14 protein-coding genes are annotated in these 17,065 nt (G+C 45.3%); 2 read left to right on the top strand and 12 right to left on the bottom strand.

Annotation, left to right across the window (positions count from 1 at the left end; genetic code table 11):
- Window positions 1–250: 250 nt before the first annotated feature.
- Together ACQRBN_RS10430 and ACQRBN_RS10435 are read right to left on the bottom strand one after the other, a co-directional pair.
- On the bottom strand, window positions 251–2,449 hold the full coding sequence (locus tag ACQRBN_RS10430; RefSeq protein WP_427738918.1) for a hypothetical protein: 2,199 nt from the start codon (window positions 2,447–2,449) through the stop codon (window positions 251–253).
- A gap of 15 nt (window positions 2,450–2,464) precedes the next feature.
- Entirely contained in the window at window positions 2,465–4,543 is a 2,079-nt protein-coding gene (locus ACQRBN_RS10435; protein WP_427738919.1) for an efflux RND transporter permease subunit, read from the bottom strand.
- A 170-nt stretch (window positions 4,544–4,713) separates the two neighbouring features.
- Here ACQRBN_RS10435 and ACQRBN_RS10440 point away from each other — a divergent pair, with 170 nt between their 5' ends.
- Window positions 4,714–5,310, top strand: a complete 597-nt coding sequence (locus ACQRBN_RS10440; RefSeq protein WP_427738920.1) for a TetR/AcrR family transcriptional regulator — start codon at window positions 4,714–4,716, stop codon at window positions 5,308–5,310.
- Window positions 5,311–5,700: 390 nt separating this feature from the next.
- On the opposite strand, the gene ACQRBN_RS10445 is transcribed toward ACQRBN_RS10440, so the two are convergent.
- From ACQRBN_RS10445 to ACQRBN_RS10490, 10 genes are all read right to left on the bottom strand, one after another.
- Complete coding sequence (locus tag ACQRBN_RS10445; protein ID WP_427738921.1) at window positions 5,701–5,904, bottom strand: hypothetical protein; 204 nt, start codon at window positions 5,902–5,904, stop codon at window positions 5,701–5,703.
- Window positions 5,905–5,972: 68 nt separating this feature from the next.
- Window positions 5,973–6,221, bottom strand: a complete 249-nt coding sequence (locus tag ACQRBN_RS10450; RefSeq protein WP_427738922.1) for an RNA polymerase sigma factor — start codon at window positions 6,219–6,221, stop codon at window positions 5,973–5,975.
- Window positions 6,222–6,570: 349 nt separating this feature from the next.
- Window positions 6,571–7,227 carry an ABC-2 transporter permease gene (locus ACQRBN_RS10455; protein WP_427738923.1) on the bottom strand — a complete coding sequence of 219 codons (657 nt, stop codon included), beginning with the start codon at window positions 7,225–7,227 and terminating at the stop codon, window positions 6,571–6,573.
- On the bottom strand, window positions 7,227–8,072 hold the full coding sequence (locus ACQRBN_RS10460) for an ABC transporter ATP-binding protein (protein WP_427738924.1): 846 nt from the start codon (window positions 8,070–8,072) through the stop codon (window positions 7,227–7,229). The genes ACQRBN_RS10455 and ACQRBN_RS10460 overlap by 1 nt, the downstream gene beginning before the upstream one ends.
- Before the next feature lie 4 nt (window positions 8,073–8,076).
- A complete protein-coding gene (locus ACQRBN_RS10465; RefSeq protein ID WP_427738925.1) occupies window positions 8,077–8,448 on the bottom strand; it encodes a GntR family transcriptional regulator in 372 nt (123 codons plus the stop codon).
- Between the two features lie 272 nt (window positions 8,449–8,720).
- The gene (locus ACQRBN_RS10470) at window positions 8,721–9,746 is read right to left on the bottom strand and encodes a branched-chain amino acid aminotransferase (RefSeq protein WP_427738926.1); all 1,026 of its coding nucleotides are present in this window, start codon (window positions 9,744–9,746) and stop codon (window positions 8,721–8,723) included.
- A gap of 140 nt (window positions 9,747–9,886) precedes the next feature.
- Window positions 9,887–10,399 carry an acetolactate synthase small subunit gene (gene ilvN / locus ACQRBN_RS10475; RefSeq protein WP_427738927.1) on the bottom strand — a complete coding sequence of 171 codons (513 nt, stop codon included), beginning with the start codon at window positions 10,397–10,399 and terminating at the stop codon, window positions 9,887–9,889.
- Between the two features lie 90 nt (window positions 10,400–10,489).
- Window positions 10,490–12,211, bottom strand: coding sequence for a biosynthetic-type acetolactate synthase large subunit (gene ilvB, locus ACQRBN_RS10480; RefSeq protein ID WP_427738928.1), 1,722 nt, complete (start codon window positions 12,209–12,211; stop codon window positions 10,490–10,492).
- 815 nt (window positions 12,212–13,026) lie between these two features.
- Complete coding sequence (locus tag ACQRBN_RS10485) at window positions 13,027–13,371, bottom strand: hydrogenase maturation nickel metallochaperone HypA (RefSeq protein ID WP_427738929.1); 345 nt, start codon at window positions 13,369–13,371, stop codon at window positions 13,027–13,029.
- A gap of 2 nt (window positions 13,372–13,373) precedes the next feature.
- Window positions 13,374–16,178 (bottom strand): FAD-dependent oxidoreductase, encoded by a 2,805-nt coding sequence (locus ACQRBN_RS10490; protein ID WP_427738968.1) that lies wholly within the window; start codon window positions 16,176–16,178, stop codon window positions 13,374–13,376.
- A gap of 123 nt (window positions 16,179–16,301) precedes the next feature.
- Between ACQRBN_RS10490 and ACQRBN_RS10495 the strand changes: the two genes are divergently transcribed.
- A complete protein-coding gene (locus ACQRBN_RS10495; protein WP_427738931.1) occupies window positions 16,302–17,006 on the top strand; it encodes a FadR/GntR family transcriptional regulator in 705 nt (234 codons plus the stop codon).
- The last annotated feature ends 59 nt before the right edge of the window (window positions 17,007–17,065 follow it).

Below are 17,065 nucleotides of genomic sequence, written 5' to 3' on the forward strand. Positions count from 1 at the left end.
TCATATGACTGGATTCATTATAGCATGAGGCGGTATCCTTTGCAATTTAGGGGACGGGGGTTTTTTCAATTTCCCCCGTCCCCGATTCAATTTGCCGTGTCCCTTTTTGAATTTGCCCTGTCCCTTTTTGAAATCATGGTGTCCCTTTTACCTACGAAACCTGCCACCGCAGTTCCCTCCGGACACTTGTGCACATCAAAAACGGCGCATCTATCACGACACGCCGCTGTAATTCTCATCTTTTCTATATTTATTTTTCTTCCACGCCTACGGTCTCGATGATGAACTTGGTACTTCCGTTCATGCCATCTTTGATACCTGCGAAGGACTTGTAACTCTTTCCTAATGTTGACATAGCATCAATTCTGGATGTCACGTTATGGATATCACCATCGAATACTTCTGTCAGTTTGTCGATACCTTCTGTCTTGAACTCGGACATTCCGTCGGCGAGTTGCTGGTTGCCATCTGCAAGCTGCTGGCTGCCGTCTGCTAATTGCTGGCTTCCATCGGCAAGTTGCCGGCTTCCATCGGCAAGGGCACTCGCTCCACTAGATACCTGGCCTGCACCATTAGCAAGCTGACCTACACCACTTGCCAATTGGGAACCTCCCTGCTTCAGGGCCTCCATTCCTGCAATCAACGGCGCACTGTTATCACGCAACTGTTTTGCGCCTGCCGAAAGGGTCTGAGTGCCTTCTGCCAGACTCTTTGTTCCTGCTTCCAGTGTTGCTGCACCCGAGCCAATGGTCTGTACCTGACCATCTCCCTGACCAAGCATTCCTGCAAGCTGACCTGCGCCTGTCTGGATACTGGCAATTCCTGGTACTAATTGAGAATTCACTGCCGTCTGTATATCATCTACCCCTTTTTTCGCCTGACCCACTGTGCCTACAACCGTCTTGCCTGTAGCATTCAATGATTTTGCCGTATCCGCACTAACCGTACTCTGCTCTAATGCTGCATTGATGGCTGTTCTTACCTGTGCTTTGGTAGCATCATCTGCATTTGCAAAATTTGCTTCTACAATTGCAGATATCTGTTCTTCTGTAAGTGTCGCCTTTTCATTACTGATTGTCACATCAACACCTGCCATCACACTCTCTGCTGTTACATTGCCAAGCGCTGCAGACACTGTTCCAAGATTATTGCCGACTGATGCCATTCCCTCTTTCACACTTTGCGCTCCGACTGTCAGATTATTCGCTCCTGCCGCTGCCTGCTGAACACCTTCATTCAGGCTCTTTGCTCCTGCCTGCAATTGCGCTGCCCCTTCTGCAATTGACACACTTCCCTGATACAATCCCGTCACACCATTCGTATAAGTGCCAACCCCGTCAGCCAACGTATTCACTCCACTGATCAGTTCTCCACTCTTATCATTCAGCGTGTTTACCCCGTCAGATAATTCCTTAGACCCATCTGCCAACGTCTTAGACCCACTCGCTAACTCTTGCGATCCATCTGCCAACGTCTTAGACCCATCTGCCAGTTCCTTCGATCCATCCGCAGCTTCTTTCGACCCATCCACTAACTGATCCGCCGCATCTTCCAGCTGCCCAATAGAATCCTCCAGACTGTCAAAATCATTCACATCACTCAGATCGAACTCATCCATAATCTCTGAAGAAGCCACCGTAATCGTCGGTCCCACAGAAGCATCCTTCACGTCAGCCGTAATCGTCACACTATCCGGGATATCAATATCCAGATCTGCATCATCCAGATTAAGGTTCTCTGAAAGACCCGGGAATCCAAGCCCAACAACGATATTCTTATCCGCATCCGACATAATCTTTCCATGATCGATCGTAATATTAGAATACTCATCCGCAGACAGCATCATCGCCGTTACCATGGTAAACGGAGTATACATCTCCACCTGCTCCCCATTTACGTCCACCGTCTCTTTGGATTTGTTATCATAATCAATATGGATCTCGACTTTGCCGTCTTTTCCTTCCAGATCTTCTGCGGAAATATCCTTGCCATCCAGCTTATAGGAGACTTTCACATCCACCGGCAGTTCCTGATCCGTCGTACCCTGATAATAGATATCATCTCCTTCAGACTTCCAGTTCACTTCCTCGCCGCTTCCCTTCGTGAACTCCTCATCTCCTTTAATATTCCTAACATCATCAAGCCCCGTTACATCGGCAAATGTACCGCTGCCCGGATTCTTAAGCCATTCTGTCACCGTCGTGCTGGTAACCTTGCCGGACGGATCTGCTTTCACATATACGGATTCCTCTTTGAAAGCCTCGCCCGTATTTTCCTCCGTGCTGTCTCCCAGTGCTTTCGTTGCTGCCTCTTCCAGTGCTTCCACATCTTTATCTTCTGCTTTGACTTCCGGTACAGACTGCTGATATCCATAAGTTCCTGCAAGCCCCGCTGCCATCACCAATGCCATAGAGCCAGCCATTACCTTCTTCTTCATATCATTTTTCATGAAAAATACCTCCTATTATTTGTCTGCCTTCTTCGGCAGAAAATCTTTACTCGTCTTTACAATCACCTTATCGAATACCATGAACATCGATGGAAGAATGAATACCACGACAATCATACTGATAATCGCACCTCTTGCCATCAGAACACACAGCGAACTGATCATATCAATATTCGAATACAGGCCAACACCAATCGTAGCAGCGAAGAAACTCAGCGCACTTACAATAACCGATTGAGCGCTTGCCTTATGCGCCGTCGTAATCGCATCATATTTGCCCGCTCCATGATTACGCTCACGTTTATATCTTGTAGTCATCAGGATCGCATAATCCACAGTCGATCCCAACTGAATCGTACCGATTACAATGGACGCAACGAACGGAAGCGTCGTTCCCGTATAGAACGGAATTCCCATATTAACAAAGATCGCAAACTCAATCACGCCAACCAGGATGAACGGCAATGATATGGATTTAAAAAGAATCAGGATAATGACAAATATAATTCCAATGGACACTGCGCTAACCGTCCGGAAATCCTTATCCGTAATCTTAATCAGATCTGCCGTCAGCGGTCCTTCTCCTACCAGCATCGCTCCTTCGTCATACTGATCCATGATCTCATTGATCTCTTCAATCTGCTGGTTGACTTCATCCGATGCTACCTTGTAAATAGAATTGACCATTACCATCTGGTATTTGTCATTCTTCAACATGCTGGTAACAGATTCCGGCAGCATATCCGAAGGAACTCCCGGCCCTACCAGTTTATCCAGCCCCAATGCCCATTTGACACCGTCTACCTTCTCAATCTTCTTTAACATCTTGCTGACATCCGAAGATGGAACCGAACTATCCAGAAGCAGGATATGGGTTGTATTCATATCATAGTCTTCTTTTAATTTCTCATTTGCTATAATACTCGGCAGATTCTTCGGAAGTGTCTCATCCAGATTATAATAAACACCGGTATGGTTATTGCCATAGATTGCCGGGACCAGGAGGATCAGGAATGCAGCCACATACCACAGATACCTCTTCGTAACCTTCTCTGATATCTTTCCAACATCCGGAATCAATGGTCTGTGCTTCGTCTTCTCGATCAGTTTGTCACAGCACAGGATCATGGACGGCAGAATCGTTACACAAGCGATTACGCCAAATACAACACCCTTCACCATAACAACGCCAATATCCATTCCCAATGTAAAACTCATGAAGCAAAGTGCAATGAATCCGGCAATCGTTGTAACGGAACTTCCGATTACAGACGAAAATGTATGCGAGATTGCATGTGCCATTGCTCTCTCCTTGTCACCATTGTACCGAACCTGCTGCTCTTCATAACTATGCATCAGGAAGATGGAATAATCCAGCGTAACTCCCAATTGCAGTACTGCTGCCAGTGCCTTCGTGATATAAGAGATCTCCCCTAAGAAATAATTGCTTCCCAGATTGTACAGAATCGCGATTCCGATACTCAGCAGGAAGAGAATCGGCACAAAGAAAGAATCCATGGTCAGTCCCAGCACGATAACCGCTAATGCAACCGCAATCAATACATAGAGTGGAGTCTCTTTTTCCGCCAGATTCTTCGTATCGGTAACAATTGCAGACATACCGCTTACAAAACACTGCTTTCCTGCAACGTTACGGATCTCCTCAATCGCTTCCATCGTTCCGTCCGATGAAGTCCCCTCGTCAAAGAAGATTGCCATCATCGTACCTGTATCAGAGTTAAACACCTCATACAGTTCATCCGGAAGCATACTCTCCGGTATGGAGATATCTGCCACAGAATCGTACCACAGGACGTTCTCCACATGGTCAATCTTCTCAATCTTCGCTTTTAACTTCACAACATCCTTATCTTCCATGCCGTCTGCGATAAACATGGAGAAGGCTCCCGTCCCAAAGTCTTCCGTCATAATCTCCTGACCTTTCATGGTCTCAATATCCTCCGGAAGATAAGTAAGGACATCATAATTCACTCTGGTATTCACATACCCCAGTACAGAAGGAATCAGCAGCAAGATACTGATGATTAATATCGGTACTCTGTACTTCACCACTTTCTTTCCAAACTTAACCATACCTGTTTGCTCCTTTTCATTTCTGACTAACAGTCATTTATCAACATATGCAATATACATTAAAAATGACCATTAGTCAATACCTTTTTTGACTTTTGGTCATTTTTTTATAAATCTCTTGCAACAACAGGAAATCTCTGGTTATAATAGGGATAAGGATGGTGTACATTATGGGAAAAGTTGACGAAAATAAGAAGAAAAAGAAAGAGACCCTTTTTAACAGCGCATACGAACTCTTCACGACCAAAGGGATTAATTCTACCGCAATCTCCGATATCGTAGAGAAAGCCGGAGTTGCCAAGGGAACTTTCTATCTATACTTTAAAGACAAATACGATATCAAGAACAAGCTCATCGCCCACAAGACCCACGAACTCTTCCGCGAAGCCAAGAGCGCTCTGGATGCAGAACATGTACAGGGTCTGGAAGAACAGTTAATCTTCATTATCGATCACATCATAGATACTTTGGTTGAGAACAAGCCCCTTTTGAACTTCATTTCCAAGAACCTAGTGATGGGAGCATTAAGATCCGCACTCTTGACCGGAGAGAGCACAGACAATGACTTCTACGAGATCTTCCTTCGTATGATCGCAGATGATAAGTACGAATATGAGCATGTCGACGTCATGCTGTTTACCATCGTAGAACTTGCAGGGTCCACCGGATATAACTCCATCTTGTATCAGGAGCCGCTTCCGATCGAACAGTATAAGCCGTTTTTATATCGGTCGGTAAGGCTGATCATCGACAGCCATCGTCTGTAGGAGAACTTAAGAATGCATTAAGACTTTTTCGATTTCTTTAAGAGAATACACATACTTTGGACACATTTATCTTATATACTATAAATCAGATAGTTGAAGAACACATCAACTATCATCCCCCTCATAAAGTAAGAGCACCTCTAAGCAAGGTGCTGCACTTTACTCTCATTCCTTTCGATAACTATAACAACAACGAAAACCCGCTACCATTACTGGCAAGCGGGTTTTCGCTGTCTTATCTTTTATCAGACCCTGCCTATATTCTTCAGTATCCTGCGATAGAACAGTTTCTGCTCGTCTTCCCTATCTCTTGATTAATCCGGAATAATGTCTGAATGACCACTCGGGAGGCATTCGAATCCAGATTCCCCGTGGGTTCATCTGCCAGAATTAGTTCCGGGTCTGCCGCCATCGCCCGGCAACAACCGGACCCAAGGTCATAAACACTGAGCCGACTGCGCCTAACTCTAATTCTTCGAACCCCGACTCCAGGCACTTATCGATTCCAATCTGAAACACTCTGATGATCTGCGCCACATAAAAAGCGAAACTGTCAGAACACAATGCTCTTTGTATGCATAATCTTCGCTTCATAGACTGAGAGTTCTATCTCACAGGTTTTTACCACCGCTTCTTTAAACAAGGACTCAGGCAATATGTCTTTACTCATACATAAGCACCCTCTCAACCATCTTCTCTATCAATATCTTCCTGGAGCGCCTTGCAATCTGCCTGGCATTAGTTTCTGTCATATCCAAAATATCTGCATAGGATAGTTCATTATAATAATGCAGATACAACACATTGCGGCATCTCTCCGACAAATCAAGAATCATATGTACCAGTATATCTGAAAGTTCTTTTCCTTCTATCTGTGATTCTGTAATTCCATGCATCTTTCGAGTAAACATCTTCAATAATATCCCATTTTTATCGCCTCGAATTTCCCTTTATTCTGTTCTTCCCCTATTTCACTTAAGAATATCGCCAGCATCTTCAAGCCTCTTTCCTGCCATTCATATAATCTCTACGCATGAAATATGATGAATGACACCCACCATTCCATTATTTCATCCTCTCTATACAGCATAAGCCCTTCAGCATCAAAAATGTGACAAATTTATTCTTTATTTTACTCTTTTATAAAAAACCTCCGGACAGCCGTCTGCCATCCGGAGATTCTCTATTTCTTTCTCTTCACCAAAACATAATACGCAAATACAATCAGCCCTATCACACATAATATATCCATACGCTCCCCTAGAAATCCTTCTTCTCCATCACCCGCACAGCAACCAGATAAGAAATCAGCATTCCCAAAGCCCATACCGCACATGCAAATACCACGCAACCTTTCAGATTCGTCTCCGCAAGCCTTTCAATCAGTTTCACCATATCCACTCCCACAAGCGAAGTGATTTTCACAACAAGATAAGCAACTACGAACGCACCCGCGAAGGTGACCAGCATTGCCATACGGCTTCTTTCTGCTTCGAATTTCAACTGAAGCGGGATATTGACTGCAAGCACAAGCGTAATCAGCAAGAGACTGGTCACACCGGTAAAGATCCACTCTTTCACATCAAATCCAATATGCCTGATGGCGCTCGCAATGAATGACAGCACAGAGATGACTGTGAATGACAGCAATGTTGTGATCACTCCAAATATATATTTTTCCCTTACATATCCCTTACGGCTGATCGGCAATGTAAAAAGGTAGCACATCCCATTCTCATACTCATCATAGCTGATCGTACTGATCGTAAATATCGAAAACATTAGTGTAATGTAACTAATGACAAAACTTGGATCAGAATACACACTTAAGAATACGACCGCCATCAGCGCAACCACTCCAAAGAACTGTTTCTGATTCAGCATTAATCTTATATCTTTCACCAATAGTCCCTTCATTACTCTTCACCTCGCACCATCATCATAATCAATTCATCAATACTGCCCTTTTCTATCGCAATCTTCGGATAATTTTCCAGATAAAACTGCTTCTGATCCGTCAGACAACTATATCCAAATCCTTCTTTTTTGTGACGCAGAATGTATTCCTTATCCAAAGTCTCGTACTGTTCTTCTGTTACTTTCAGGATCGCATAATCACTCAGCAGCACATCCGTGTCCTCATGCAGGATCATCTGTCCATCATCTATCATATAGATATCATCGCACAGCCCCTCCAGATCGCTGGAGATATGGGAACTGACCAGAATTGATCGTCCTTCCTGCTCCATGTACTCCCGAAGAAGATCAAGAAGCCCGTCTCTTGCAATCACGTCCAATCCCGCAGTAGGCTCATCAAGGATCAATAATCTCGCCTCATGGGAGATCGCTGCAAGTACCTGTAACTTCCGCTTCATTCCCGTTGAGAATTCCTTAATCAATTTATCCGTCGGAAGAGCGAATTCCTCGCATTTCTTAAGAAAATAGCCTCTCTGAAAGTTCTGGTACATGCTTCCAAGCATCTCTACCAAGTCTTTAATCGTCAGATAGCCGCTGAATCCCGAATCTGCCAGGACAACTCCAATCTCTTCCCGGTCTTTGATCCCGAGTTCAGATACCGGCTTTCCAAGCACCTCAATCTGCCCATCATCCGCATGAATCAGTCCCAATATCGCCTTGAATGTTGTACTCTTACCTGCTCCATTCTTCCCGATCAATCCGGTAACGCATCCTTCCTGCACTTCCAGCGAACAATTCAGTTGGAATCCTTTATATTGTTTTTGTACATTCTCTAATCTCAACATCCTGCTAATCCTCCAAAACAATCTCGAATAAAGTTCTGATCTCCTGATCATTCATTCCACAGCTTCTGCCTTTTCGGATGGCCTTCTCCAAATCAGCTTCTACTTCCTTCTTCTTCTCCTCCAGCATTAATTCCTGCCCGGCAAATGCAACATAACTTCCTTTGCCGTGGATCGTATTCACGAATCCTTCCTGCTCCAGGGCATCATATGCTTTCTTGACTGTCAGTGCACTGACTTTTAATTCTTTCGCTAGCGTACGAACTGATGGCAGCATCGTATTCTCCTGCAATTCCCCCTGCATAATCTTGCCCTTCAACTGATCTACAATCTGATCGTAGATAGGCTGCATGGAAGAATGATTAATAATCAACTTCATGTTACCCCTCCTTCGTTATAAACAGTATATAACAGTTTATAACTGTTGTCAACTGTTTTACACTGTTTATTTCATTGGGAACGGGGGTTTTTTCAATTTCCCCCGTCCCCAATTCGATTTGCCGTGTCCCTTTTTGAATTCTCCCTGTCCCTTTTCACTAATCTCATACAAAAAAACTGCTCATCCCCCAGAATCCCTCCTGGCTGACGAGCAGTCTCTGTCATTCATCCTATCTATTCTTATCCACGAACCGCGGCACTTATGCCACTTTCTTAGCAAACTACATGAATCCATCCTTCCGGTGCCTCGATATGACCCATCTGGATTCCTGTCAAAGTATCATATAACTTCTTGGTGATCGGTCCCATCTCATCCATTCCGCTTGGGAAGCAGATCTCTTTGCCGTGATCTACCACCTTGCCTACCGGAGAGATGACTGCTGCTGTTCCGCACAGACCGCACTCTGCGAAGTCTTTCACTTCATCAAAGTATACTTCTCTTTCTTCTACCTCTAATCCAAGATACTTCTCTGCTACATACATCAGAGAACGTCTTGTAATAGAAGGAAGAATCGTATTGGACTTCGGTGTTACAACCTTATTATCCTTCGTAACGAAGATAAAGTTCGCCCCACCAGTCTCCTCTACTTTGGTTCTGGTTGCTGCATCTAAGTACATATTCTCATCATATCCCTGATTATGTGCATCTACAATTGCATGAAGGCTCATTGCATAGTTAAGTCCTGCCTTTACATGACCGGTTCCATGCGGAGCTGCACGGTCAAAATCACATACACGGATGGTAATCGGCTTAGCGCCACCTTTGAAGTATGGTCCAACCGGAGTTGCAAATACACGGAACTGATACTCTTCTGCCGGTTTTACACCGATAACAGAATTAGATCCGAACAGATACGGACGGAGATATAATGTAGCTCCTGATCCATATGGCGGAACATATGCCGCATTCGCCTCAACAACCTGATGTACTGCCTCAATGAATCTATCCTCTGGGAATACCGGCATCTCCAGACGCTTTGCGGTATTCGCCATTCTGCTTGCATTCAGATCCGGACGGAACATTACGATATGTCCATCCTCTGTTGTATAAGCCTTTAAGCCCTCAAAACATGTCTGCGCATACTGAAGCACACATGCACACTCATTAATCACTACATTGGCATCGGAGGTCAATGTACCTTCATCCCACGCTCCATCCTTATAATTGGAAACGTATCTCTTATCTGTCTGTATGTAACCGAATCCCAGATTAGACCAATCAATATTCTTCTTCTCCATTTTAAATTCCTCCGTCCTTTATTAACTCATTTCTTGATTATTTTTAACATCTGCACCTATTATAATACTGTACCGCACAAAATTCAAGAGCGCACTCTGTTTTTTTCACGAAAACCTTGAGGAGTAGCAGGATATAGAATCTAACGCTCCATCATACTGATCGACTCAATTCCCACGCTTCCGCCGCGTACAACCTCAATACTCTTAAATTCTTCCTTCATCAGTTTAATTACCGCGTCATTTTTCGTTGCCGTCTGCACGAACTCAAGCAGCAGGCTATCCTTTCCATAATCAATCACCTTTGCTTTGAATGTCTCGGCAATCTGAAAACACTCTACCTTATCCTCCGGCGTGCATCTTCGCACTTTAATATACATAATCTCCTTCATACGGACAAATACATCCGTAAAATCTATCACCTTGATAACCTCCACCAGACGGTTCAACTGCTTCTTAATCTGCTCAAACGTCTCATCATCGCTGACTGTTGCAATCGTCATTCTGGATACCGTGGGATCTTCCGTTGTTCCAACGGTCAGACTGTCCAGATTATAAGATTTCCCCGAGAACAATCCTGAGATCTTTGACAAGACACCCACCTGGTTCTCTACATACAGGGATATCCAACGCTTTTTCATTCCATTTCCATTCATATCTATCTGTCTCCTTTTATAACATCTGCAAACATCTTCCTGTCAACAGTTCTACTAATAATCCTACCTTTCTTATCGCCAGAGCCTCTACTAACAATCCAGAATCATCTCTTCCAAAGTTCCACCCGGCTGAATCATCGGATATACCAGATCTTCAGGATCAATCTCGAACTCAATGATAATCGGCGTCTTAACACTCTTCATAGCCTCACGGAACGCAGGCTCAATCTCCTCTTTCTTCGTTACACGGATGCCCTTCGCGCCATAACTCTCTGCCAGTTTGATGAAATCAGGCGTATACGGCGGACATTCCACTTCTCCACACTTGCCCCTGCACGCTGCTCCCGAACGCAGGCAAGTCATAGAATAACGCTTGCCATAGAACAGTTTCTGCCACTGGCGTACCATACCCAGATTACTGTTATTGAAAATACAGCAGATAATCGGAAGTTCTTCCAATACAGCCGTAGCAAGTTCCTGAATGTTCATCTGCATACCGCCGTCCCCGGAGATAGAGATAACCGGCGTATCCGGATTGCCAATCTTCGCTCCGATGGCTCCCGGAAGTCCATAGCCCATCGTTCCAAGTCCGCCCGACATGAACAGTCTCTTCTTCTCATTCAGTTCGATAAACTGGGCTGTAAACATCTGGTGCTGTCCCACATCCGTAATCATAATCAATTCATCAAATACGTTGTTAATCGTCTCGATAATATCCTGCGGCGTCATGATCGGCTTCTTCTTCATCTGCAGCGGATGCTCCATCTTCCACTCGCCTACTTCATCCAGCCATTTCTTCGTATCGCACTCCGTCACATATTCCAGCATCTTCGTAATTGCTTCCTTTGCATCCGCAACAATTGGCACATCTACCTGAACATTCTTAGAGATCGCCGCCGTATCAATATCAATATGTACAATCTGGGCAAGCGGGGCAAATGAATGTAGTTTTCCCGTAATTCTATCGTTAAAACGTGTACCAACGGAGAACAGAAGGTCACACTCACCAACTGCCATATTACATGCATACGCTCCATGCATTCCTAAATTCCCAACATATAACGGATGATCCGTCGGAATTGCGCCACGCCCCATAACGGTTGTGACAACCGGAACATTCGTCTTCTCAACCAATTCCTTAAATTCCGCATTCGCATGGGCGATATTCACACCGCCGCCTGCCAGGAATAATGGTCTCTTCGCTTTACTGAGCATCTTAATCGCTCTCTTTAGCTGACCGATATGAACATGGGTATTCGGCTTATATCCACGGATATTCACCTCTGTCGGATAGTCTGCGCTTCCAAGTTCTCCCATAACATCTTTTGGAAGGTCAATCAAAACAGGTCCCGGTCTTCCGGTTCTTGCAATATAGAACGCTTCTTTAATGATACGCCCCAGATCTTCTCTCTTACGTACAGTCACGCCGTACTTCGTAATGCTTCTTGTAATTCCTACGATATCCACTTCCTGGAATGCGTCATTTCCAATCAGATGTCTTGCTACCTGTCCGGTAAAACATACCAGTGGGACGCTGTCATAATATGCCGTTGCAAGCCCCGTTACCAGGTTCGTTGCTCCCGGTCCGCTGGTTACAAGGCATACGCCTACTTTGCCTGTTGATCTTGCGTATGCGTCTGCTTCGTGCACCAGTGCTACCTCCTGCCTTGGAAGAATTACCTTCGTATAATCCTGCTTATACAGTTCATCACTGATATCGATCGTACAGGCACCCGGATAGCCGAAGATCGTATCTACCCCTTCTTCCCTCAATGCTTTTACCAATAATTTGTTACCGCTGATTTTCTTCATATACATACCTCCTGTTCGAAAGAAAGTTTTTCATCTCCTATCAGATACTTTTCACCTTCCATAGCGAAAAAAACACCCTAAGCTATTGTCCTGCTTAGGGCGAATATAATATCCGTGTTACCACCTAACTTCAAAGAGTTCCCTCTTTGCACTCTGCCGATACGGGAGAAATGTCCTCCTCTACACAACACATCTGATAATCATTCTTCCAATATTGCTGCCATCCGGTCTTCTCCGATACCGCTCCCCTCTAACGCTGGGACTGCGTTGAAGTCTACTCAAGTCTGTCTCCAAATACCGCTTCAAACCATCTCCAGCCGCTTCCTTTCGGATGCCTGGCTGCTTTTGGATATCCATCGGATACTGTCTCTTTCGGTTCACTGCTCAAAGGCTACTTCCATAAATCCGTCACGAAGATTCCCACCTGCCATCTTCTCTCTTTGCATCGGGTACTTATGTACTCCTCCTTGTCATAGCATTTCTCTGATAATTACTACTATTATAGTAGACATCCTCCATAGTTGTCAACCGGATATTTTTAATCTAATTTCTTCGGAGTAACAGTTCAGCCATAAGCCGGATTGTGGGCGAATCATGCTTGCATGAATGAACACACAATCCGGCTTATGAGCAGAGCGCCATTTTATGAGCAAAAAGAGCTGCGTAGCAGCGGAGAAGCATCGCAGATGTGTTTTGCGAATGGCGCGGGCTGAACTGTTACTCTTCGGATGCCTGACACCAGCAACTGCCGCCAGGGAATCCCCCGGCGGCAGTTCAATCCGCATTTCCGCTCGTCCTTTTTACACCTCTTATTCTTACGTGACCCCGATCTCTTTGATATTGAATTCATTCCCCTGCACAAGATATGTATTCTCACTCTGACAATATGGGCAGACCTTCGCGTACGTCACCGTCTCGTACTCTTTCTTGCAGTCTTCGCAGAATGTTACCGCTTTGATCGTCTCGATCTGAAGTTTCGCATGTTCCATAATCGGTTCTTTCTTGACCGCCCAATTCCAGCAATCAATCAGATAGTCATGAACCACTCCTGACACTTCTCCAATCTCCAGCGTCACCGTCTCTACATTCTCCACTTTGTTCTCTTCTGCAATCTTCTTCACATCCCGGATTACGTAAAACACAACACCTAATTCATGCATAATTATTTTTCCTTCTTATGTGTAGCAATCTTCACCGCACGTTTTAACTGGTATGGAATAATGTGCTTGAATTTGTCTTCTGCCTTAACCATCTTCGTACACTCCGGACGGTCTCTGTGAAGCGTAATTGCGTCAAAGGCGCATTTGGTCGTACATACACCGCAGCCGATACATTTATTCGGATCAACGATGGATGCTCCGCATCCCAAGCATCTTGCAGTCTCGATCTTTACCTGTTCCTCGGTCAATGTCAGATGCGCGTCACGGAAGGATTTGTCTGGTACGGATGCATCGACTCCCTCGATCTGGCGTGAAGAATTGTCATAACTTGGTACAGAGATATTCTCCTTATCCAGTTCGATGAATTCCCACTTGTTACGTCCGATCGTCATATGTCCGCCCTGGACGAAACGGTGCAGGGATTCTGCCGCGTAATGTCCCTGAGCAATTGCATCTATGGCAAATTTCGGTCCGGTGTATACATCTCCTCCTACGAAGATATCTGGCTCTGCCGTCTGGAAAGTAAGGGAATCCGCTACAGGGCCATTTCCACGACCAAACTCAACTTTGGTTCCTTTCAACAGATCTCCCCATACAATCTGCTGTCCGATTGCAAATATGATTCTGTCACATGCTATGGTAATGGTATCGTCCTCATCATAGACAGGATGGAATCTCTTCTCTGCGTCAAACACAGAAATGCATCTCTTGAATACGATACCGGATACTTTGCCGTCCGTAACAAGCACTTCTTTCGGTCCCCATCCGTTCTTAATGATAACGCCGTCTTCGGATGCTTCTCGAACTTCTTCATCAGATGCAGGCATCTCTTTTTCAGACTCCAGGCACAACTGAGTTACTTCTGCCGCGCCGCTTCGGATGCTGACTCTGGATGCGTCGATTGCGACATTGCCGCCTCCGACTACTACGACCTTGCCTGCATAGGTCGTATTGCCCGTATTGGCTTCTTTTAAATAGTCAATCGCAGTCATCGTTCCTTCTGCAGTATCGTTCGGGATACCCGGACGGCGTCCTGCGCTGCAGCCGATCGCAATATAGAATGCCTTATAGCCCTGCGCACGAAGTTCATCCAAGGTAACATCCTTTCCAACCTCTACGCCAGTCTTAATCTCAACACCCATCTCGCGCATGACATCAATCTCAGCTTCAATGACATCTTTTTCTAACTTATAAGAAGGGATTCCATAGCGGAGCATGCCGCCAGGCATCTCATTCTTCTCGAATATGGTCGGATAATATCCCCTCTCCGCCAGATAATATGCAGCGGTAAGACCTGCCGGGCCGCCTCCGATGATGGCGATCTTCTCATCCCAGCGGTCTTTGTGGATACTTGCCGGGATCACAACAGGAGGAATGTATCTCGTCTCTGCCTTCAGATCCTGGTCTGCGATGAATTTCTTCACTGCGTCAATCGCAATCGCCTGGTCAATGCTTCCACGGGTACATGCATCCTCACAACGGCGGTTACAGATACGTCCGCACACTGCCGGGAATGGATTCTGCTTCTTGATTAATGCCAGCGCTTCCCTGTACTCTCCCTGTGCCGCTTTCTTCAGATATCCCTGTACGGCAATATGTGCCGGACAGGCGGTCTTACACGGAGCGGTTCCAGTCTCATGGCAGTTGATACGATTATGATCACGATAATCCGGGTCCCATTTATCCGGTCCCCATTTCACAGCATCCGGCAGTTCCTGTCTTGGATACTCGATCTCTCCGCCGTCTTTGGTACATAATTTCTGTCCCAGTTTTAACGCTCCTGCCGGGCAATATTCCACACAACGTCCGCACGCCACGCATTTTTCCTTCTCTACATGCGCAACATAGGCAGAACGGGACATATTCGGTGTGTTGAATAACTGAGAGGTACGAAGCGCGTTACAGATATTAACATTACAGTTACAGATACCGAAGATCTTATTCTCGCCGTCAATATTGGTAATCTGATGTACGAATCCATTATCTTCCGCACGTTTCAGGATCGCCAGCGCCTCTTCCTTGGTAATGTCGTGTCCCTTTCCAGTCTCACGACAGTAGTCAGCGAAGTCACCCACGCCGATACACCAGCCATAATCATCATCCCCGCATCCATCTCCAAGTACCTTGCGGGACGCACGGCAGCTGCAGCGTCCGACTCCGATCTTGCCCTCATACTTGCTGAGCCAGTAAGACAGATGCTCAAGGTCAACCGACTGATTCTCCATAGAGATCGCCTTCTCCACCGGAATAACATGCATACCGATTCCTGCGCCACCGGGTGGAACCATCTGGGTAATTCCCGCCAGCGGAATATAGGTCATACGTTCGAAAAAAGATGCCACATCCGGGTGATCTCTAAGCCTTGGATTACTTCCATCCGGAAGTTCTTCCATGTTAAAAAGTTCTGCGGAACCCGGAACGAACATTGGCAGAATATATCTTCTCTCCGTCTGCTCTTTCGTACGTCCGTTATGGTCATAGTGATAGCCATAATCATACTCCAGAAGTCCGATATAACTCATCTCATCCAATAACTTCTGGAACTTTGCTTCCCCAGCTTTGTCAATGTGGTTCAGTTTGCACATTTCGCTGAAAGTATAAGGAGTTCTTAACTTCATAGAGAGTCCGACTTCCGCCATCTCTTCTGTAATAATCTCCGCAAGTCCCCAATACTCCGGATCTCCAACCGTTACTCCTTTTAACTTGTGTGCGGCAACGTCCGTGATCTTCTTTCCAAGCGCTATGATCTTGGGGCTTGGATTCTTATCATTCTTATGTCTTGCCGGCCATTCATTATACATATTCATGTCCATACTCATTTCTCCTTTCTCCTTTCTGATTCTATTACATATCATTTTCCAGTTTGCTTTCTGATCCCTTTTGCCCTATAATAATCTACAAAACAACGCTATGATATCTGGAGGTTTTGTATGGAATTTCAAAAAATCAGTTCACCTTCCCTTCGGGAACTTTTTGTAGAGCAATTACAGCACATGATTCTTTCCGACAAATTAAAAATCGGTGAAAAACTCCCGCCTGAACGGCAGCTTGCCGAGATCATGCAGGTAAGCCGTGCCGTGGTGAACGGAGGAATCTCCGATCTGGAAAAGATGGGATTCCTAATCGTCAAACCCCGAAGCGGCACTTATGTTGCCGACTATCGCAGAAGGGGAACCCTCGACACGCTCAATGCCATCATGAAATATAATGGCGGCCGCATCCGTAATGACGAGATCCGCTCCATCCTTGAGGTCCGGAACGCCCTTGATATACTGGCTGCCAGACTGTGCGTAGATCATATCAGCGATGAGGACGTACAGGTGCTTTTTGAAAAAGTAGAACTGATCCGAACCGCCCAGAACGTCTCAGAAGCCACACAAGCCGCCTTTGAATTCCAGCATGAATTTGCGCTGATTTCAGGAAACACCCTGATTCCTCTTATATTCCAGTCATTTCAGGCGCCTATCTTCACACTTTGGGAACGCTTCTGTACGCTATATGGAATCGACACTTTATATAAGAGCAATTACAAGACATGGTCTTATATCCGTGACCGGGATACAGAGGGCGTCATCGACTGGATTAATTATACGATGACTGAATGCATTATCGGCAACTGGAAAATATACTACTAGGTTTTAAAAATCGAAACGAAAGTCCATAATTCTGCACTATGATGCTTTCGTTTCGATTC

Origin of the sequence: Bariatricus sp. SGI.154, assembly GCF_050313795.1 — a bacterium.
Lineage (GTDB): Bacteria > Bacillota > Clostridia > Lachnospirales > Lachnospiraceae > CAMBRQ01.